Origin of the sequence: uncultured Salinisphaera sp. (genome assembly GCF_964012375.1) — a bacterium.
In the GTDB taxonomy this organism is placed as follows: Bacteria; Pseudomonadota; Gammaproteobacteria; order Nevskiales; family Salinisphaeraceae; genus Salinisphaera.
In genome coordinates, this window is the sequence record NZ_CAXGSH010000074.1 from 1 (window position 1) to 20,466 (window position 20,466).

A 20,466-nucleotide genomic window follows, 5' to 3' on the forward strand; every position below is an offset into this window, starting at 1 on the left:
GTCACGCTCAAGGCCATGCTCGTGACCTCGTCCAACGTATCGGAAGACGCGATCTATCAGTTCATGAACACCGTGTTTCATGACAAGAAGGACGCCTTCTACAACGACATCGCGAATCCGAACCTCAAGAAATACTTCACGCTCGACACGGCCCTCGAAGGCATGTCCATTCCGCTGCATAAGGGCGCGGTGAAGTTCTTCACCGAACAGAATATCGACGTGAAGGAAAGCCTGATGCCGGCGTCCTGATCCAGGGCAGTTAGCGCAGCGCAACCATCGAACCCCGGCCCCTGCGGCTGGGGTTCGTTCGTTTGGCCGGCCGACGCCGGCACGTTGTTTTCATGGCGGGATAGATCGATGAGCGAACACGTGGCACGAGAAGCCGAGGGTATCGTCAAGGCGAGCGAGTACGGCGGCCGCGAGCCCACAGCGAACTGGCAGCGCTGGCTGCTGGTGGTCATTGCCGTGGCGTGGAGCCTGTTTCAGCTCTATGCCAGCTATTTCGGCACGCTCAATCCGCAGAAGATCGGCTCGATTCATCTGGCCTTCGGCTTTGCGCTGGCGTTTCTGGCATATCCGCGCAAGGGCGGCGTGGTCGATCGCATTCCCTGGTACGACTGGCTGTTGGCCGCCGCCAGCGTGGCCAGCGCGCTCTACATCCTGTTCAACTACTACAACATCGTGATGATTCAGGGCGGGCTGCCCGAGCCGCGCGATGTCTGGGTCGGCACCGCGCTGATGGCGTTTCTGGTGATTGCCTCGGTGCGGCTGCTGGGCTTTGCCCTGCCGGTGATCGCCGCGATTGTGGTGCTCTACGGGGTGACCGGCCCGGCGGGACTCATCCCGCTCACCCCGCCCGACGTGATCTATCTGCACAACGGCTATCAGTGGTCGGAAATTATCCAGCAGCTCTATATCACCACCGAAGGGATCTGGGGCACGCCGATCCAGGTATCGGCGACGTTCGTGTTCCTGTTCGTGCTTTTCGGCGCGCTGCTGGACAAGGCCGGGGCAGGGCAGTATTTCGTGGACCTGGCCTACAGCGGCCTGGGCACGTTTCGCGGCGGCCCGGCCAAGGCTTCGGTGGTGGCCAGCCTGCTCACCGGCGTGATCTCGGGCTCGTCGACCGCGAATACGGTCACCACCGGCACCTTCACCATCCCGCTGATGAAACGGGTGGGGTATCCGCCGGTCAAGGCCGGGGCTACCGAGGTGGCGGCGTCGGTCAATGGCCAGCTGATGCCGCCGATCATGGGCGCGGCGGCCTTCATCATGGCCACCTTTATCGACGTGCCGTATTCACAGCTCATCATCTATGCGCTGGTGCCAGCGGTGCTGACCTATCTCGGCCTGCTTTATGTCGTGCATCTGGAAGCGCTCAAGCTCGGCCTGGAAGGCCTGCCTCGCGCCGAACTGCCGCCTTTCTGGCCGACCTTCATCAAGGGCGTGCACTACCTGATTCCGGTGGCGTTTCTGCTCTACGAACTCATGTGGGCCAACCTCACCCCGGAGCGCAGCGCGCTCAACGCGACCGTGGTTCTGGCAGGCCTGATTCTCGTGCAGGAGACCGTCAAGGGCGTGCGGGGCGAGGCCGGGCTGGCCGGCGGGCTGTGGCAAGGGCTGCGCTCGATCGTGGCCGGCCTGGAACTGGGCGCACGCAACATGACCACCATTGCCGTGGCCACCGCCGCGGCCGGCATCATCGTGGGCATGGTCACCATGACCAACCTGGGCTATGGCCTGACCCAGGTACTGGACGTGCTCTCGGGCGGCAACATCTGGATCGTGCTGATCCTGTCGGCGATCACCTCGCTGATTCTGGGTATCGGCCTGCCGACGACCGCCAACTATATCGTCATGGCCGCGCTCGTCGCGCCGGTGATATCCAGCCTGGCGGCCGCTGCGGGCATGGACGTGCCGCTGGTGGCCGTGCATCTGTTCGTGTTCTATTTCGGCATTCTTGCCGACGACACACCGCCGGTGGGCCTGGCTGCCTATGCGGCCGCCGCCATTTCCCGGGCCGACCCGATCGCTACCGGCGTACAGGGCTTCATCTACGACCTGCGAACGGCGATTCTGCCCTTCATGTTCTTCTTCAATCCGGAGTTGCTGCTCTACAACGTGAGCAACTGGTACTACGCGGCGTGGGTGATCGCCACGGCCCTGGTGGGCATGCTCGGCTTCGTTGCCGCTACCCAGGGCTATTTCCGGATCCGCATGACCTGGTACGAGCGACTGATCATGCTTGCCGGCGCCTTGCTCATGCTCAAACCCGGCTCATGGACCGATATCGCCGGAATCGGCCTGCTCATGGCGGTCGGCCTGTTCCACCACATGCGTGCGGCGCGGCAACCCGCTTCGGTTTCGTGATGGCGCCGCGCTTTTAGCGGATTCGGGGCTGTACGGAACGGCCGCGCCCGGTGCGGGACGGATAAAAAAGGGTCGATCGACCCGCGACATCGAGAATGCCCGCGGAATCGATCGACCCGTTCTCTACTACGACAGGTGAGCGCGGACTAGCGCTGCTGGCTGTCCTTCCACTGCTGGTACTGCTTCCATTCCTGCCAGTCCTTGAAGCGCTGGTATTCCGGCGAATCCTTGGGCATGTTCCGGAAGCGCTGGTATTCCTCGTAGTCGGCGAATTCCTGCTGCTGGGCGGCCGAGGGCGCCGTTGCCGTGCTGGAAGCCGGGGCCGCCTCATCGGGCCGGGCGGTCTGTCGGCTGCGCGAATCGCGGTTGATCAACGCCGGCTTGGAGGCATCGTCCGAGTAGACGCGAACACCGTCGTCGTAATCATCGCCACGTGCCGGGCTCATCAGCCCCGGGCCGTCGGCCATCTTGTCGCCCGAACCCGGCAGGCGTTCATAGTTCACGGGTTCGCCTACGCCGGTGCCGGCGCAGCCTGCGACAAGCAGGCTGCACACGGCAACGCAAAGACCGGAGGCCGCGATTTTCAGAGAGTGCTGCATACGGTCTTCGACTCGGTTCTAGAGGAATTTCAGGCGGGTGCCGACGAACAGAATATCAAGATCCTGAGCGTCACCGGTTGCCGAGATGGTGGTGTCGGTGCCGGTGGCATCCGTGCTCGTGTAGCTGTATTCGGCATCGTCGAGCGTGAGGTGATGATAGGAGGCGAACAGTTCGACGCTGTCGATCACGTCATAGACGTAGGCCAGGCCGTAGCTGCGCGCGGTGCTGCCATCGCCGGCCAGGTCGTTGGTCTGCATATAGCTGACTTCGAAGTGATGCTTGTCCTGCACATAGCCCACGCCGCCGAAGTAGTTTTCGGCCGTGGCGCGCCCCGGCTCATTGTAGTCGCGCTGCTTGAACGAGGCGGTGAAGGTCAGGCCGGAGGGCAGCAGCAGCGAGCCGGTGCCGCCACTTTCCTGAAAGCGCGGGCTGTTGTCGTTGACGGTGCCATCGGGCTCGATATCGAAATCCTGGTCTTGCGTATCGAGATGTGTGAGCACGAAGCCGGCCTTGCCGCCGTCGCCGAACGCGCTTTCGTAGCGGGCGGCCAGTTCATAGGCATGGCCGTTGTCCAGGGTGGCCGACAGCACCGCACCGCCGAGGCTGGGCGTGTCGTAGCGCACGCCGTTCTGGCGCGAGATGCCGTCGAAGTGGTTGGAGGCCCCGGAAAGATTGGTGACCACGCGGCCTTCATCGTCGAGGAAGCTGATGCCGCCGGCATACATGGAAATGCCCTGGCCGCCGCCCAGATACATGGTGCCGCTGTAGTTGAGCTCCGAGGAGCCGTTGGCCGCACCGTCGAGCTTGCCGAACGTGAAGCGACCGAAATCGCCTTCCACATAGACATTGGCCAGACGGTTGTCGAGGAAGTCGTCTTCGCTGCCGCCGCCGTTGTTGACGTCGAAAGAGGTGGACGGGTTCTCGTTGAGCGCAATCTCGTAGGCGAAGCCGATGTTGTAGCCGTTCTCCAGATCCTGCTCGCCGGTAAAACGGAAACGGCTGTTGGAGCCGACGTTATCAACAAAGCCGATATCGCGATCTTCGCCGTTATCGGCCGCGATCGCGGCCCGGTCGACCTGGCCGGATACCTTGAATTCGAAGGCGTGGGCCGGACCGGTGAACGCGAATACGGTCGCGGCCGACAGGGCCGATGGCAGCAGGTAGCGTGAGTGCAGGGTCTTCATGATGCTCTCCCCGAGCGGTTAGTGATCGGCAGGCACGATCTCGGGCAAACCTGTACGACAACGCACCTCCAGCAAGCACGAACGTGGACAGGCGGCGCTGTCCGACCGTGTGTTCTGAAAAGTACAGTGCTCGGATATCCCCAATGGCATGTCATCGAACGAGCGCCAGCGCTCGACCATGGTTTGGCAGTGCATCAACGAGTCCAGTTACCCCGGCGGACTCGACGAATGCTCATCGCTGACAATGAGTTGTGCCCAATATTTAATGTGCTTTAGATGATGAGGCGAGCAAGGTAGCGCGCCGATGAGGGCGCATATATTAGACGTTAGTCCTCCAGATTAGCCATGCCCATACTCAAATTGGGTGGTAATGCTGGCTACCGTATGGTCGGTTTGGCAGCGCATGCCGGCGCAGCCTGTGGCGACAGGCTCTAGAATGTCGCTCCGGCGATTGCGATAAACACATATGGACGATATGCACTGGATGCGGCGCGCGCTCGAGCTGGCGCGCCGGGCCGAGACCGAGGGCGAGGTGCCGGTTGGCGCGGTCGTGGTTCGTGACGGCGCGATTCTCGGTGAGGGCTGGAACTGCCCCATCACCAGCGACGACGCGACGGCCCATGCCGAGATCCAGGCGCTTCGCGCGGCCTGTCGATCAGCGGGCAATTACCGTCTGCCTGGTGCGACCCTGTATGTGACGCTCGAACCCTGTGCCATGTGTGCCGGGGCGATCGGGCATGCGCGCATCGCGCGGGTAGTCTACGGCGCCGACGACTTTCGTGCCGGGGCGGTCCACTCGATTTTTTCGGTATTCGACGAGCCGCGACTCAACCACCGGGTGGCGCATGACGGTGGAGTATTGGCCGAAGAGAGTGCGGCGCTTCTGCGTGGTTTTTTCCGGGCGAGGCGCGCACAGAAGTGAAAACCCGCGTTTTGCCCGGCAAACCGATGCGTATGCATGCAGGTCAGTGGTAGCCTGCAGCCATGAACACCAAAAAGACATGGCGCGTCGCGGTGCTGCCCGGCGACGGTATCGGCCCGGAAGTGATCGCCCAGGCCACGCGGGCGATTGACGCCCTGGTGGCAGGCGACCCGGAACTGTCGATCGACTACGAAACGTTCGAATGGCCGTCGCACGCCTGGCATGAAAAACATGGCGAAAGCGCGCCGGCCGATTATCTCGAACGTCTGGAAAAGTTCGACGCCATTCTTCTGGGCGCGCTTGGCGACCCCGGCCCGAGCGACGATCCGAATCGCTATCTGCTCTCGGATGCGGTATCGCTCTCGCCGCTGCTGGAAATCCGCAAGGGCTTCGACCAGTGGTGCTGCGAGCGTCCGTGCCGGCCAATGGCGGGGGCGCCCCAGTATCTCGCCGATCCGCGTGCAAACGATATCGACATGCTCGTGATTCGCGAAAACAGCGAAGGCGAGTACGTAAATCAGGGCGGGCGGCTTGCGGTGGGCACCGAGAACGAGATCGCCACGCAGGTCGCACTTTTCACCCATCGCGCGACCGATCGAATTATTCGCCATGCCTTCGAACAGGCAAGGGTCAGGGCGGCCGAACGTGCCGCTGAAGGCCGCGAGCGCAGCTTTGGCCGCGACGATAAGGCCAGTCAGGTCTGCATGATCACCAAGCGCAACGCGCAGCGCTTCTGGGGCGACATGTGGACCGACATGTTCGCCGAGATCGCCAAGGACTACCCGGACGTGGCCACCCACCACGAACTGGTGGATGCCGCCTGCATGAAGTTCGTCAGCCACCCCTGGGCATTCGACGTCGTGGTGGCCTCGAATCTGTTCGGCGATATCCTCACCGATCTGGCGGCCGTGCTGAACGGCGGCATGGGCGTATCGCCGTCGTCGAACATCAACCCGTCGGATCGTACGCGTCCGCCCATGTTCGAGCCCACGCACGGCAGCGCGCCGGATATCGCCGGCAAGAATCTGGCCGGGCCCACCGCGATGCTGCTCACCACTGCCATGATGCTGGAGTGGATGGGGGTCGAGGATCCGGCCGCCGACCGGGCCGGCAAGCGCCTGCGTGAAGTGGTGGCCGCCGACCTGGCCGAACACGGGCGCGAACGCCGCGGCACGATCGAAACCGGCGACGCGATCGTCGACGTACTTTAGCTTTTCCAACGTTTACAAACTGATCCTGCAGCGGGCCCGGCGCGATCGTTGAAACTCGTTTCGATCCGGTCTAGGCTCGCGCGCACAGTACAACAAGGCCATCCAGGAGTGCCGTCATGCTAGGAAGCAACAAGAGCAATCTATCGCCCCTGCTCAAGCAGGCTACCGACGTCCATGTCGATCGCGGCGAAGGCTGCTACCTGTTCGATACCGACGGCAAGCGCTATCTGGACTTCACCGCCGGCATCGGCGTGACCAGTACCGGTCATTGCCACCCCAAGGTGGTCGCCGCCGCGCAGGAACAGGTGGGCAAGCTCATCCACGGCCAGTACACCACCATTCTGCACAAGCCGATTCAGGATCTGTCGGCCCGTCTGGCCGACAAGATGCCCGGCGATATCGATTCCATCTTCTATGCCAGTGCCGGCACGGAAGCGGCCGAGTCGGCCATGCGCCTGATGCGTCATGCCACGGGTCGGCCCAACATCGTCGTCTTCCACGGCGGTTTTCATGGCCGCACCATGGGCTCGGCTTCGATGACCACCTCCGGTACGGCGTACACCGCCGGCCTGCAGCCGATCATGGGCGGCGTTGTCGTGGCACCGTTCCCGAACGCGTTCCGCTACGGCTGGTCGGAAGATCAGGCCACCGATTTCTGCCTGCAGGAGCTGGACTACATCCTGCAGACGATCAGCTCGCCAAACGATACCGCCGGCATGCTCATCGAGCCGATCCAGGGTGAGGGCGGCTTCGTCCCGGCCAACACCCGCTTCATGCAGGGCCTGCGCGAGCGCTGCGACAAGCACGGCATGCTGCTGGGTGCCGACGAAGTACAGGCCGGCTATGGCCGTACCGGCAAGTTCTGGTCGCACAGCCACTACGACGTGGAACCCGATATCGTGGTCACCGCGAAGGGCCTGGCCAGCGGCTTCCCGCTGTCGGCCTGTGCCGCGCCGCGCAAGATCATGGAAAAGGGCCTGCCCGGCTCGCAGGGCGGTACCTACGGCGGCAACGTGGTGGCCTGTGCGGCCGCGCTTGCCACGCTTGACGTGATCGAGGAAGAAGGCCTGGTGGATAACGCCGGTGCCCAGGGGGCGCATCTCAAGGAGCGCCTGGAACAGCTGGCCGACAAGCATGAATGCATCGGCGACGTACGCGGCAAGGGCCTGATGGTAGGCGTGGAATTCCACAAGGATGGCAAGCCCGACGGCGCCCGTGCCGAAAAGATCGCCAAGGAATGCGAAAAGCACGGCCTGTTGTTGCTGCGCTGCGGCCCCGGCAAGCAGGTGGTGCGTTTCCTGCCGCCGCTGGTGGTCACGCGTGAACAGGTCGACGAAGGCGTGGATATCTTTGCCAAGGCGGTCGAAGCAAGCAGCTGATCGCGTCGGCTTCGCCGGCTACGAGAAGGGCCGCTGTGTTCGCACAGCGGCCCTTTTTTGTGGGCGCGGCGTTGGCCCGACAGGCCGGCGGTCTGGCTACAATGCGCGTTTTGTTTTCGAGCGCTGATCGATGCGTATCCGTCTAGCCGAGTTCATGGAGCTGGCCCGCTCCAGTTTCTGGTTTCTACCGAGCGTGATGATGCTGGTGGGCGTTCTGCTGTTCAGCATTACGCTCGGCCTGGATCGCAGCGACGTTGCCGCAGCATGGCTGACCAAGATGCTGTATTCCGGCGGCGTCGAGAACGCGGTCTATCTGCTGCAGACATTGACCGGTGCGATGGTGGCGATCGCCACGGTCGTGTTTTCCACGCTCATGCTGGTATTGACGCTGGCGACCAGCCAGTTCGGTCATCGGCTCATTCGCAGCTTCATGCGCGACCGCGCCAACCAGACGGTGCTGGGCATCTTTCTGAGCACGTTCGTGTACTGCATGCTCGTGTTTCATATGGTGGGTAACGACCCGGCCAACCAGTTCGTGCCCGCACTCTCGGTCACCGTTGGCTTTGCGCTGTCGTTGTTCGCCAGCTGTACGCTTATTTATTTCGCCCATCATATGGCGCAGCTGATCGCCGCTCCGCAGGTGCTGGAAGCGGTGGCGGTCGAACTCGACGACGTCATTGATCGGCTCTATCCGGAGCGCATGCCGACGCCGGCCGATGAGCGATTCACCGTATCGAACGGCGTGTGGGTTCATGCGCCCCGGGCCGGCTATGTTCAGTCGGTAGGGCTTGACGGCGTTGTCGCGATCGCCCGCAAATACGAAATCGCGATCGAATCGGTCGTCGGCTACGGCGATTATGTACTGGCCGGTGCACCTATCGCCCGTTGGCAGGGCAGCCAGAGCGAATCGCCCGAGGCGCTGACACAGAAGATCGCCGGCGAATACCTGATCGGCGACAGCCGCATGAGCGACCGTGATTTACTGTTCGCGATCAACCAGGTGGCAGAAATTGCGGTACGGGCGCTGTCGCCGGCGTTGAACAACCCCTATACGGCGGTGGACTGTATCAATCGGCTGGGTGCGTCGCTGGCCGAAGTGGCCCGTCGGCCGGTGCCGTCGCCGCTGCATGGCGACGATGACAGGTCGCGGTTTCTACTGCGCCTGCCTGATTTCGAAGCGGCGTTAGACGCTGCCTTCACGCCGATCCGCAACTACGGCCGGGGCAGCGTCCTGGCCAGCCGACAAATGCTGCGCATTCTGGCTCGCATGAGCGCACTCGCCCATCGGGAGCCCGACCGCGCCGCGCTGCGACGTCATGCCCAGGTCGTGCGCGATGCGGCGCATAGCGCGCTGCAGGAGCGCCACGATATCGACGATATCGAGCGCGAATTCGAGCGCGCCCTGGAGGCCTTGCGACAGCCCGCCTGAATCAGGCGCCGGGCTCGAGCAGGGTCCGCATGGCCGCGAAAATCGCCTGCATTGATTGCGCCTCGTAACCCGGCCCGCCGGCGCAGTGGCCGTAATCCGATGCCAGAACGCGGCAAGTCCCGGCCGCGATCTGGGCGACGTCGGCCGCGGCATCTTCTGCGGTGAAGTACAGGTCGCTAGCGCATGGCATGGCGATGGTGGGCGCGCTAATGCGCTTGAGTGCGGCGGTCGTATCGCCGGCAAAGCCCGGCATGCGGGCGATATCGCCCTGCTGCCAGGTATCGAGCATGGCCAGCAGGTCGTAGGGGTGAGCGCGCAGATGATCGGCCTCCCAGTGTGCGACCAGGTCCGCGACGCTGTCGAAGCCGAGCCCGCGATAACTACCGTGGCGAAAGAAACGCTGCGAATAGGCCCAGCCCGCATACACGCGGGCGAAGGCCCGCAGCCCGCGCTCCGGAAAGCCGCCGGCGGCAAGGGCCGGGTCGGCTTCCAGCGCTGCCTTGATCCCGTCCAGGAACAGTGCGTTATGCGGATAGCATCTCGCCGTGGCACATATCGCCAGCAACGCACCTACGCGCTGCGGATACAGTGCGCCCCATTGCAGTGCCTGCATGCCGCCCATCGACCAGCCGGCGACAAGCCGGGGGCAGGCGTCGTCGAACTGTGCCTCGATCAGCCGCCGCTGGGCGCGCACGTTATCGGCCAGGGTGACCTGCGGAAAGGCTGAATCGCCCTGGCCTGGGCCGGCGTTGCTAGGGGAAGACGATTCGCCGTTGCCGAACAGCGCCGGCACCAGAATGCAGTAGTCGGCACCGGCCAGCGGGCTATGCGGGCTGTCGGCCCAGCGATGGTTGGCCTGCATCGCACCGCCATAGTGCGTTGGCAGCACCACGAGGTTATCGGCGGCGCTATTTAGCGTGCCGCGGCTGTGATAGGCGAGGCGAGCATCGCGCAGCACCGTGCCGCTGTCGAGCACAAAATCGCCGAGTGGGAAGCTGTCTTCATGCCATTGTTCTGGCTGCATTTTATGCGTACCGCGTCGAGAATCGTTGAAGCTGGTTATCGATTAAATATACAGGCTGGCATGTATATTGTAAGTGCTTTGGTGAGCGCGGCGATGCTGCGCTGGATGGTCGGCAGTCTCGTACTGCCCGTTCTACAGACAAACCAAGGATTGATTCGATGACTAATAGGGTGGACACGGCCTCGCTGCAGGCGAGTCTTGCAGAACAGGGCGTGAAGTACGCGATGGCCAGCTATGTAGATATCCATGGCTGTGTCAAAGGCAAGTTCGTGCCGCTCGACCATCTGGACAACATGTTCGCGGGCAGCGAGTTGTATACGGGCGCGGCGCTGGACGGCGTGCCACAGGATATTTCCGATAACGAAGTGGCGGCAATGCCGGACCCGGCGTCGGCCACGGTCTGCCCCTGGGATACACGCCTGGCGTGGTTTGCCGGCGATCTGCACCTGGACGGCGCGCCGTTCGAAGCCTGCTCGCGCAGCATTCTAAAGCGACAGCTGGACCGCGCCCGGGCGATGGGATTCACTTTCAATCTCGGCATCGAAACCGAGTTCTTTTTGTTTCGGGAAACCGAAGACGGCGGCTTCGCGCCGCTGAGCGAACGCGATTCGCTGGCCAAGCCCTGCTACGACCCGCGCGGTCTGATCGACAACCTGCCGATCATCGATGAACTTGTCGACGCCATGAACGGCCTCGGCTGGGACGTCTATTCCTTCGACCACGAAGACGCCAACGGCCAGTTCGAGACCGATTTCAAGTTCGCCGATGCGCTGACCATGTCGGATCGCTTCGTGTTCTTTCGCATGATGGCCAACGAAATCGCCCGCAAGCACGGCGCCTTCGCGAGCTTCATGCCCAAGCCGTATTCCGACAAGACCGGCAGCGGGGCGCACTACAACATGTCGCTGGCCGATGCCGAGACCGGCGAGAACCTGTTTGCGCCTGACAAGGGCGACCCGTACGGCTGTGGCGTATCGGAACTTGGTTATCAGTTCATTGCCGGCGTGCTCAAGCACGCGCGTGCCATCAGCGCGGTGATCGCGCCCACGGTCAACAGCTACAAGCGGCTGGTTCGCCAGGGCAGCATGTCGGGCTCGACCTGGGCGCCGGTGTTTGCCTGCTACGGCAACAACAACCGTACCAACATGATTCGCATCCCCGGCGTGGGCTCGCGCGTGGAATGCCGTGCGGCGGATATTGCATGTAATCCCTATCTCGGGGCTGCGCTGGTGCTGGCAGCCGGGCTCGAAGGCATCGAGAACGCCATGGATGCCGGCGAGCCGCATCGCGAAAACATGTATCGCTACAGCGATGCCGAGATCGACGACATGGGCGTGACCATGCTGCCGCGCACGCTCGGAGAAGCGATTACCGATTTCGAGGCCGACCCGCTGGCACGTGCGGTCTTTGGCGACCGCATGTTCGATGCCTATGTCGATTTCAAACGCAGCGAGTGGGAGAGCTATCACACCGCCGTATCGAACTGGGAGATCGAGCGTTATCTGAAGTTGTTCTAGGCCGTGTTCGTCTAATTTTCTAATCCGGGAGACCGTACCGATGCACTTGAAAAAATCTCTAACGCTCGCGCTTGTCGCGATCGCACTGACGGCCGCGAGCTTGGGTAGCGCCCAAGCCGCCGAAAAACGCGATTCGTTTCGAATCGCCTGGACCATCTATGCCGGCTGGATTCCCTGGGACTATGTGAAGACCTCCGGGATTATGGACAAATGGGCGGATAAATACGGTATCGACGTCGAAATCGTACAGATCAACGACTATATTGAGTCCATCAACCAGTACACCACCGGGCAGTTCGATGGCGTGGTGGCCACCAGCATGGATGCCTTGTCGATCCCTGCGGCTTCCGGCGTGGATACCACGGCCCTGATCGTGGGTGACTATTCCAACGGCAATGACGGCATCGTCTCCAAGGACGCCAAGTCGGTCGCCGAGCTCGAAGGCAAGACGATCAATCTGGTGCAGCTGTCGGTATCGCATTATCTGCTGGCGCGCGCGCTGGAAGAGAACGGCCTGTCCGAACCGGACGTCAACCTGGTCAATACTTCGGACGCCGATATCGTGGCGGCGTTTCAAGGCAATACCGTGCGCACGGTGGTGACCTGGAATCCGCTGCTGAGCACGGTCGCCGAAACCCCCGGCTCGCACGCAATTTTCGACTCCAGCCAGATTCCGGGTCATATCAAGGATCTGACGCTGGTGAACACCGACACGCTTGAAGCCAACCCGGCGCTGGGCAAGGCCCTGGTGGGCGCCTGGTACGAAATGATGACCGACCTCGGTGCGGATACCGCCAAGGGCCGCGAGGTGCGCGCCTATCTGGGTGAAGCCTCCGGCACCGATCGCGCCGGCTACGAAGCCCAGCTCGACGGCATGAAGATGTTCTACACGCCGGATGCTGCCATCGAATTCATCTCCAGCGATCAGGCTTACGAGGCGATGGATAGCGTGCGCCAGTTCTCGTTCGAAAAAGGCCTGCTGGGTGAGGGCGCGGCAAGCGCCGATTTCGTGGGCATCGAATTCCCGGGTGGCCGTGTTCTCGGCGACGAGAACAACGTCAATCTGCGCTTTGATACCAGCTATATGCAGATGGCGGCCGACGACGCGCTCTAGAACAGGGCCGGTTGGCGGCGAGTCAGTCGGGCGGTCGGAAGAGTAGCCGATCGCCCGTCTTGCGCGCGTCGTCCGCACTGTCGATCATAATACGATGAGACGTACTCCCGAACAGGCCGAACAGACCCGGCTCAAAGTGATCGATGCGGGCCTGCGGCTGTTCAGCCAGTACGGCTATTCGGGCACGACACTGGCCATGATCGCCAAGGACGCCGGGATGAGCCGCGGTCCGATCTACTGGCATTTCAAGAACAAGGACGAGCTGTTCGAGGCCGTCATTGCCTATTCGCAGACGCCGCTACAGCGGCTTGTCGATGCCGCGCGCGCCGATACGCCCGACCCGGTTGCGCGTATGAGCGCCTTTATTGGAGGCTGGTTCGATCTGCTGGTCGAAGACAAACGCCATCGCCAGTCGTTCGAAATCCTCATGAACAAGACCGAGCTCACCCAGCGCATGGCCCGTACCGTGCGCCGCGAGCGCGAGCTCACCCGTTCGATCATCGCCCTGTTTGAAACGCTGATTGCCGAGGCCCGTGAGCAGAACGCGCTGCCGGCAGGTGACCCCGCGCCGGCGCTGGCGCTGCAGACCTACACCTTCCTCATGGGCGTGACCCAGACCTGGCTGTTCTCGCCACGGCTGTTTTCGCTACGACAGCAGAAGGACTACTTCCACCGCAAATGCATGGCGTCGCTGTCCATGAGCGCCGATTAGCCGCATCCGATCCACCTGGCCGCGGCGTTCCACTTCCGGCGTCATACCCGGCCCGCCGATTGCGGGCTGTTTCTGCGCGCAGCGCTAGGGTGTCAACCCCAGCCACTCGCTGCGATACAGACGCGGCAGGAAGTAGGGCATGGTCTGAAATTCGCGTAGCGCATGACGGCCCAGGTCTTCGCCGAAGCTTGGCTGTGGAATCAGTACGCCGGCGAAGATGGTGAAGACCGTATCGAGGATGACGCCGTCGTGGGCATCGTTCCAGCGCCACTGGTGGATCAGCTTGTTCGCGGGAAAGGGGGCAGGCGACAGCGGTATGTCGACGGGCAGCGAAACGCCCTGGACCTGCTGGAAGCCCTGTGGCTCGGCCAGGGAGTTGAAGAAATAGGGGCGCGGCTGTTCGATGGGGACGGGGGCGGGTGAAACCTCGGGGTCGACGCCTTCGATGCGCAGCGTGATCAGCGCATTGCCGATGAACTCGCGCACGATCTGAACCGCGCCGATATCGTATTGCAGGTCGCGCTCGCGTGGCGCGACTTCCCACTCGAAGCGGTCGTGGTCGATCGGCTGCCATAGCCGGTAGCGGGCCAGATTGTCGATATGGTCCCACCACCAGGCGAGCATGTCGGGCGTGATGCCCTTGATCTGCTGATTCACGATCACCCGAAACGTCAGGCTCGAAAAATCGATCGGCGTGACTTCGACGCTGCCGCGCGTTAGCACGACGTCATCGTAGAACTTGCGATCAAAGCGGTTGGTCAGGAAGCTGCCTGTGCCTTCGAGCAATCGGCGCAGCCACAGGCCGTATGCGTGGGCGAGCTTTGTATCGCCCGCGGTGGTCAGCTCCAGCGAAAACGCCGTATCGGTCAGGGTGTCCCCGACCGGCTGGTAGCGCAGCAGCACGTCGATCGGCGCGCCGTCGTCGATGGTCACGGTCATTGCCAGAAAGCTGAATGGCCGATCGCCGAGGTAGTTGCTGGGGTCGACCCGGCCGCGCGCGCTGTCGGGCGAGCGATAGCGAGACGTGACGCTGCGTCGGCGACCATCGAGCCAGATGGATTGTTTGAAGGACGCCCGGCTTTCGTAGCCCAGTTCGTTCGGCTGGGCCGGGGCATCGATCCACTCGAAATCGCGCGACTGGCGGTTGGCGCGCCGCAATGAGCGCTGGCTCAAGTTATTCCAGAACCAGCTGAATGCTTCCGGGCGGACGTCTTTGACGACGAAGAACATCTGTTCATCGACGTTCGGGCTCGATGCGAGGCCGGAAAACGGGTTATCAATATGTTTGCGCGCGGGGTCATCGGTCGCCATGGCAGCGGCGCAGGCCAGTACAAGCGACGGTAGCAGCAAGCCGGCAAGCCCACGTCGAATACCGTGGCGGCGCGCGCCAAACCATTCAAAAGCGGAAAGAAATTTTTTCCATGCGGTTTGCATGTCATCCTCCGTTTTATCGTTCTAATATTTTTATCTGTAAAAATCTAGGACGTTGGCCGAGGGGCGTCAAGCGTTGCGCGTGGCCCGCGCTCGCCGTCAAGACGGTTGTTTGCAGCCGGCTTTATCGATACGGCACCAAAACATGGGACTGCGTCGGCTGTTTTAACGCCGTCACGGCCGTTGGCATTGGCGCGCATGCCTTCCCGGGGTCGGTCATCCATTTGAAAGACCCTTTATTGAATGGTCTATTTCTGGGCCGGGCTCACAACGCCAGCTCGGTGCCGGCACAGGTAACGCCAACGCTGTCATCACTCGGCGATATCGACGACCGCAAACTGACATCTGTTGCAGGCATGCTCAGTGGATCGATTATTGAACGGGAAATTCATGCCACGCTCTATTTCCTCGCTGCGCGCGCTTGCTCTTCTGAGCGCCGCCGTCTGCGCTTCGATTGCAACCGGCGCTTTTGCGCAGCCTTCGATTCTCATTAATGAAATCGATGCCGATACGCCCGGTACCGATAGCGCCGAGTTCGTCGAATTGACCGACGGCGGCGTCGGCAATACGGCGCTGGATGGTCTGGTGCTGGTCTTCTACAACGGCAGCAACGACCAGAGCTATGCCGCCTTCGATCTCGACGGCACGGTCACTTCAAGCGACGGTTATTACCTGCTGGGCAATTCGGGCTTACCGGGGGTAGGCACCGTATTCGCCGGCAACGGCCTGCAGAACGGTCAGGATGCCGTCGCGTTGTACGCGGGCGAGGCGGCGGATTTCCCCAACGGCACGCCGGTGACTACCGATAATCTGATCGATGCCGTGGTCTATGGTACCGGCGACAGCGACGATCCCGAGCTGGCCGTATTGCTGGCCGACGGGGCGCCGCAGCTGGATGAAGACGTTAACGGCAACAAGGACAACGAGTCGCTGCAGCGCAGCCCGGACAGCAGCGGTACCGGCCGCGATACGAGCACGTTCGTGGCGGCCGCGCCGACGCCGAATGCGGCCACCGGCAGTACGCCTTCTACCGGCATGCCCGACAACGGCGACGGCATTCCGGACAACGCGCTCACCGGCCTGCGTATCTACGATATTCAGGGCGCGGGCCATTTATCGCCGCAGCGCGGTAATGCGGTCGCCGGCGTGCCGGGCGTTGTCACTGCGGTCACCCGCAACAGCTTCTATCTGCAGGACCCGGACGGCGACGGTAAGGATGCCACCAGCGATGCGCTCCTGGTGTTCACCGGTGGCGAACCCACGCGGCGCGACGGTGCGCCGGTCGCGGTGGGCGACGTGGTGGAAGTCGCCGGCGAGGTGACCGAATTCTATCCCGGCGGGGTGCAGAGCAATAATCTGCCGACGACCCAGATTGTGACCGGCGACGATGGCAGTACCCGCCTTCTCGCCGATCCGACCTCGGTTTTCAATACGACCGAGATCATGGCCGTGACTATCGGCCAGGGCGGTCGTCAGGCGCCCACGCAGATCATCGATAACGACACCAACGGCAATGTCGCCACCAGCGATACCACGGTATTCGATCCGGACGAAGACGGCCTCGATTTCTACGAAAGCCTGGAAGGTATGCGCGTACGCGTGAATCAGGCCATGGCGGTTGGGCCGACGAGCGGATTCGGCGAAATATTCGTGGTGCCAGACGCCGGCGCGAACGCGACCGGCATCAACGCCCGCGGCGGTATTACCCTGGTCGAGCGTGGTGAGGGCGTGGACTACAACCCCGAACGCATCCAGATCGACGATACGCTGCTCGACGGCGACATGCCGGTGGTGGATACCGGGGCGTTGTTCACCCAGGTGGTGGGGGTGCTGGGTTACGGCTTCGGCTACTTCGAAATACTGCCCACCACGCTTGCCGCACCGCAGCCTTCCAATCTCAACCGTAGCGGCGTGGGCGTGCTCGCCCGTGGCGATACGCTCAGCGTGGCCGGCTACAACGTCGAAAACCTCGACCCCAACGACGAAGACGGCGATACCGATGTTGCCGACGGCAAGTTCGAGGCCATCGCGGACCAGATCGTCGAACGACTGGGTTCGCCGGACATCATTGGCCTGCAGGAAGTGCAGGACAACGACGGCTCTGCCGGCAGCTCGGCACCAGAAGGTGGGTCGACTGCCGACCTGATCGTCGCCGCCGATCAGACGCTGCAGCGCCTGGCCGATGCCATCGCGGCAGCCGGCGGTCCGCGCTATGCCTATACCGAGGTCGTGCCCGAGCCGTTGGCCGACGGCGGCCAGCCGGGCGGCAATATTCGGGTGGCCTATCTCTACGATCCCAGCCGCGTGAGTCTGGTCGAGGGTAGCGAGGGCGCCGGCGACGCCACCACCGCGACCCGGGTTTCGGCCGACAACGAAGGCCAACTCACGCTAACGCTCAACCCGGGGCGGGTTCAGCCCAACGATCCGGCCTTCAAAGACAGCCGCAAGCCGGTCGCCGCGCTGTTCGATTTCGGCGGCCAGCGCGTGCTGCTGGTCAACAACCACTTCGCCTCCAAGGGCGGCAGTTCGCCGCTGTTTGGCGCCCTCCAGCCCTACGAAAACGGGTCCGCGGACCAGCGCAGCGCGCAGGCCGCGGTGGTCAACGCCTTCGTCGACGAGGCACTGGCCGCGGTGCCGGATGCGCGCATCGGGCTGCTCGGCGACTTCAACGAGTTTGGCTTCCTGGCGCCGATGCAGGTGCTCACCGGTGCCAATGAATCGGCCGCGGTGGTATCGGACCTGCTGGATAAACTCGACGCGACCGCGCGCTACAGCTATGTGTTCGAGGGCAACTCGCAGGCGCTGGATCACTTCTTTGTCACCCCGGCGCTGGCCGCCGGGGCCAGTGTTCAGGTCGCCCACGTTAACGCTGAATTCGCCGACCAGGTCAGCGACCACGATCCGATCGTGGCCAGTTTCGACGTGAGCGAAGACGAATCGCAAAACGACGACAGCGACACCGATAGCGGCAGCGGCGATGGTGGCAACGATGACGAGACGCCGGCCCAGGTCAACAGCGACGGCTCGAGCGGTGGCTGTACGCTTGGCAACGGTCGCGATGCGGGGCTACCGTTGTTGCTCCTCGCATCGCTCCTGACCCTGATCTGGCGCCAACGCCGCAGGACATAGCGCACGGCCAGGCACCAGAGAACGCGCGGGCGTATATCGTCCTCGCTTGCGGATGTTTTTCGTAGGCTGCGTGGCGAGCGCGATGGGCGAAACGGGCGCTGCGCTATGCGCATCGAACGCGGCGGCCCGACGTTATTCGCTTGCTGCGCTGGCTATCCGGATGGGCTCGTATTCCCAGATTTCGGCTCGAGCGGATCGGGCGGCGAATCGCTCCGAGCGCAGAAACGACGCCTTTTCCGCTTGCGCTGGCTCGCTCGAACCGGCGCGTCCGGCGAGGCTGCTCGACGCGCTACGGCGAACAATGTCATTTGTCACATGCAGCCGCTGCATTCATTATACGCCGTGAATTAAGGCTGGCTGGCGCGCTTTCGACTGCGGTAACGGCCATTACGTCCTGCTGTTCCTGCCAAGGAAAGACATCTTATGAATCGAGTTGGTGTTTCGCGGTCCGCGTCGGACGCCCTGCGAATATTGGTTCTGTTTTTTGCTCTGATGGCGACCGTCATTGCGCCGCAGGCGCTGGCCCAGCAGAGCGACGCGCCGAGCGGCGACAACGCCAGCGAGGTGCTGCCGCTAACCCAGCTTGCGGATCTGCTCGAAAACGACGAATCCCGCGCTAAGATTGTCGATCAGCTGCGTCAGGCCGCGCAGGCCGGCGAGGGCGAGAACGCGGATAGCCCGCTGCCGGCGCCGCCCGAGACAGGCGATGACCCGGCACTGGGCAAAGCCGGCGACGGGGCCGGCGCCGAGCAGGCCGCTGCCAGCGAAGAGCGTGTCTCCTTTGCCCGCCAGTTTGCCCAGACCACCGCGGCCTGGGCAGAAGTCATCGGCGAGCGGGTATCGGCAACCTGGACGATGCTGACCTCGCTGGACGAAGACCGCGGCCCTGGGCCGGAATTCGATATGTCGGCGTTCGTGACCGCACTGACGACCTTTGCCCTGGTCGCGGTTGCGACCGTGGCCTCGTTCTTCGTGCTTCGGTTTCTGGCCGGCACCCTGTTTTCGGCCATCGGCCGCTTTTCCCAACGCGCCGAAACCGGCGCGGGTGTACTCATTCGGCGCGGCACGGCGATCGTACTGGCCGTGATCGTGGATATCGCCGTAGTGCTACTGGCCTGCGGCGCGGGCTATCTCGCCGGGCTCTATGCCTTTGGCGAAGCAGGCAGTATCGGTACCCGTGAGTCGCTGTTCATTAACGCGTTCGCGCTTGTCGAGCTCACCAAGGTCGCCATTCGCGCGGTGTTCGCGGCGCGCTACGACAGTCTGCGGCTGATCAACATTCCCAGCACCGTGGCCCACTGGTGGAGCATTCGGCTGCGCTGGTTCGTGGGCATTATCGGCTACGGCCTGCTGGTGCTGGTGCCGATCATCAACGTCCAGCTGTCGTTCTTCCTGGGCGCGGTGGTGAGCTTTTTGCTGATGGGCGGCGCGTATATCTATGCGCTGGCCGTTATCTTCAAGAACCGCCAGTTGTTCAACGAGCGCCTGGAACGCATGTCGGAAAATGCGTCGATCGGTTTCTTCGGGGTGCTGTTCCGACTCATGTCGAAGCTGTGGGTGATTCTGGCCGTGGCCTATTTCACCACCCTGTTCGTTTCCAGCCAGGTCGACCCGACCAATGCGCTGCCGTTCATGCTTTCGGCCACGCTCGAAACGCTGGTGGCGGCCGCGGTGGCCCTGGGTATTTCCGGGCTGCTGTCGAAGGCGATCGGCAAGCGCCTGACCTTCTCGGACAACGTGCGCAGCAAGCTGCCCATGCTCGAGGCACGGGTGAATTCCTACGTGCCGACAGCGCTCAAGGTCATTCGGGTACTGATCCTGGTCGCCTTCGCGCTGGTCGTGGCCAACGCCTGGGACCTGTTCGATCTCGGCGCATGGCTGGCCTCCGACGTGGGTCTGCGCACGGTATCGACACTCACGCGGGTGGCCATCGTTCTGCTTGCGGCAGCGCTGTTGTGGCTGATCGCCGCGAGCATCATCGAGCACCGGCTCAACCCGAATACCGGCACCGGCAAGCCCAGCGCGCGTCAGGAAACGCTGCTGGAGCTGTTCCGCAACGCGCTCGCGATCGTGATCATCACCATGACGCTGATGATCTCGCTATCCCAGATCGGGGTGGATATCGGGCCGCTGATCGCAGGTGCCGGTGTTCTCGGCCTGGCCATCGGTTTCGGTGCCCAGAAGCTGGTACAGGACATCATTACCGGCGTGTTCATTCAGCTGGAAAACGCAATGAACACCGGCGACGTGGTGACCGTGGGCGGTATCACGGGTACCGCGGAACGACTCACCATCCGGTCGGTGGGTATTCGCGATCTGGACGGTTCCTACCATATCGTGCCGTTCTCGTCGGCGAGCACGGTCACCAACTACCAGCGTGACTTTGCCTACTTCCGTACCGAGTACGGCATCGGCTATCGCGAGGATATCGACAACGCCGTGTA

General features: G+C 62.8%; 16 protein-coding genes. 12 read left to right on the forward strand and 4 right to left on the reverse strand.

Annotated features, from left to right (window positions below; genetic code table 11):
* Both ABNU97_RS12870 and ABNU97_RS12875 read left to right on the forward strand, forming a co-directional pair.
* On the forward strand, positions 1-249 hold a 249-nt coding region (locus tag ABNU97_RS12870; protein ID WP_348767099.1), incomplete at its 5' end, for a TAXI family TRAP transporter solute-binding subunit.
* 108 nt (positions 250-357) lie between these two features.
* Positions 358-2,370 carry a TRAP transporter permease gene (locus tag ABNU97_RS12875; RefSeq protein WP_348767100.1) on the forward strand — a complete coding sequence of 671 codons (2,013 nt, stop codon included), beginning with the start codon at positions 358-360 and terminating at the stop codon, positions 2,368-2,370.
* A gap of 146 nt (positions 2,371-2,516) precedes the next feature.
* On the opposite strand, the gene ABNU97_RS12880 is transcribed toward ABNU97_RS12875, so the two are convergent.
* Together ABNU97_RS12880 and ABNU97_RS12885 are read right to left on the reverse strand one after the other, a co-directional pair.
* Positions 2,517-2,969, reverse strand: a complete 453-nt coding sequence (locus tag ABNU97_RS12880; RefSeq protein WP_348767101.1) for a hypothetical protein — start codon at positions 2,967-2,969, stop codon at positions 2,517-2,519.
* A gap of 18 nt (positions 2,970-2,987) precedes the next feature.
* The gene (locus ABNU97_RS12885; RefSeq protein WP_348767102.1) at positions 2,988-4,154 is read right to left on the reverse strand and encodes a porin; all 1,167 of its coding nucleotides are present in this window, start codon (positions 4,152-4,154) and stop codon (positions 2,988-2,990) included.
* A 466-nt stretch (positions 4,155-4,620) separates the two neighbouring features.
* Between ABNU97_RS12885 and tadA the strand changes: the two genes are divergently transcribed.
* The 4 genes from tadA (at position 4,621) to ABNU97_RS12905 (ending at position 9,095) form a co-directional block, all read left to right on the forward strand.
* On the forward strand, positions 4,621-5,076 hold the full coding sequence (tadA, locus tag ABNU97_RS12890; protein WP_348767103.1) for a tRNA adenosine(34) deaminase TadA: 456 nt from the start codon (positions 4,621-4,623) through the stop codon (positions 5,074-5,076).
* A gap of 62 nt (positions 5,077-5,138) precedes the next feature.
* Complete coding sequence (locus ABNU97_RS12895) at positions 5,139-6,287, forward strand: isocitrate/isopropylmalate family dehydrogenase (RefSeq protein WP_348767104.1); 1,149 nt, start codon at positions 5,139-5,141, stop codon at positions 6,285-6,287.
* A 116-nt stretch (positions 6,288-6,403) separates the two neighbouring features.
* Complete coding sequence (locus ABNU97_RS12900; RefSeq protein WP_348767105.1) at positions 6,404-7,666, forward strand: aminotransferase class III-fold pyridoxal phosphate-dependent enzyme; 1,263 nt, start codon at positions 6,404-6,406, stop codon at positions 7,664-7,666.
* A 130-nt stretch (positions 7,667-7,796) separates the two neighbouring features.
* The gene (locus tag ABNU97_RS12905) at positions 7,797-9,095 is read left to right on the forward strand and encodes a DUF2254 domain-containing protein (protein WP_348767106.1); all 1,299 of its coding nucleotides are present in this window, start codon (positions 7,797-7,799) and stop codon (positions 9,093-9,095) included.
* Between the two features lies 1 nt (position 9,096).
* On the opposite strand, the gene ABNU97_RS12910 is transcribed toward ABNU97_RS12905, so the two are convergent.
* Positions 9,097-10,119: an alpha/beta fold hydrolase gene (locus ABNU97_RS12910; protein ID WP_348767107.1), complete on the reverse strand. Its 1,023-nt coding sequence runs from the start codon at positions 10,117-10,119 to the stop codon at positions 9,097-9,099.
* Between the two features lie 158 nt (positions 10,120-10,277).
* On the opposite strand from ABNU97_RS12910, the gene glnT reads away from it, so the two are divergent.
* The 3 genes from glnT (at position 10,278) to ABNU97_RS12925 (ending at position 13,462) form a co-directional block, all read left to right on the forward strand.
* Positions 10,278-11,636 (forward strand): type III glutamate--ammonia ligase, encoded by a 1,359-nt coding sequence (gene glnT / locus ABNU97_RS12915; protein WP_348767108.1) that lies wholly within the window; start codon positions 10,278-10,280, stop codon positions 11,634-11,636.
* A gap of 40 nt (positions 11,637-11,676) precedes the next feature.
* The gene (locus ABNU97_RS12920; protein WP_348767109.1) at positions 11,677-12,750 is read left to right on the forward strand and encodes a putative urea ABC transporter substrate-binding protein; all 1,074 of its coding nucleotides are present in this window, start codon (positions 11,677-11,679) and stop codon (positions 12,748-12,750) included.
* A 94-nt stretch (positions 12,751-12,844) separates the two neighbouring features.
* Positions 12,845-13,462, forward strand: coding sequence for a TetR family transcriptional regulator (locus tag ABNU97_RS12925; protein ID WP_348767110.1), 618 nt, complete (start codon positions 12,845-12,847; stop codon positions 13,460-13,462).
* Between the two features lie 84 nt (positions 13,463-13,546).
* Here ABNU97_RS12925 and ABNU97_RS12930 read toward each other — a convergent pair whose 3' ends face one another.
* Positions 13,547-14,773: a hypothetical protein gene (locus tag ABNU97_RS12930; RefSeq protein ID WP_348767111.1), complete on the reverse strand. Its 1,227-nt coding sequence runs from the start codon at positions 14,771-14,773 to the stop codon at positions 13,547-13,549.
* A 110-nt stretch (positions 14,774-14,883) separates the two neighbouring features.
* Between ABNU97_RS12930 and ABNU97_RS12935 the strand changes: the two genes are divergently transcribed.
* The 3 genes from ABNU97_RS12935 to ABNU97_RS12945 all read left to right on the forward strand — a co-directional run.
* Positions 14,884-15,387 (forward strand): hypothetical protein, encoded by a 504-nt coding sequence (locus ABNU97_RS12935; RefSeq protein ID WP_348767112.1) that lies wholly within the window; start codon positions 14,884-14,886, stop codon positions 15,385-15,387.
* Positions 15,284-18,022, forward strand: a complete 2,739-nt coding sequence (locus ABNU97_RS12940; RefSeq protein WP_348767113.1) for an endonuclease/exonuclease/phosphatase family protein — start codon at positions 15,284-15,286, stop codon at positions 18,020-18,022. Before ABNU97_RS12935 ends, ABNU97_RS12940 begins: the two co-directional genes overlap by 104 nt.
* 492 nt (positions 18,023-18,514) lie before the next feature.
* Positions 18,515-20,466: mechanosensitive ion channel domain-containing protein (locus ABNU97_RS12945; RefSeq protein ID WP_348767114.1), on the forward strand; the 1,952-nt coding region annotated here is incomplete at its 3' end.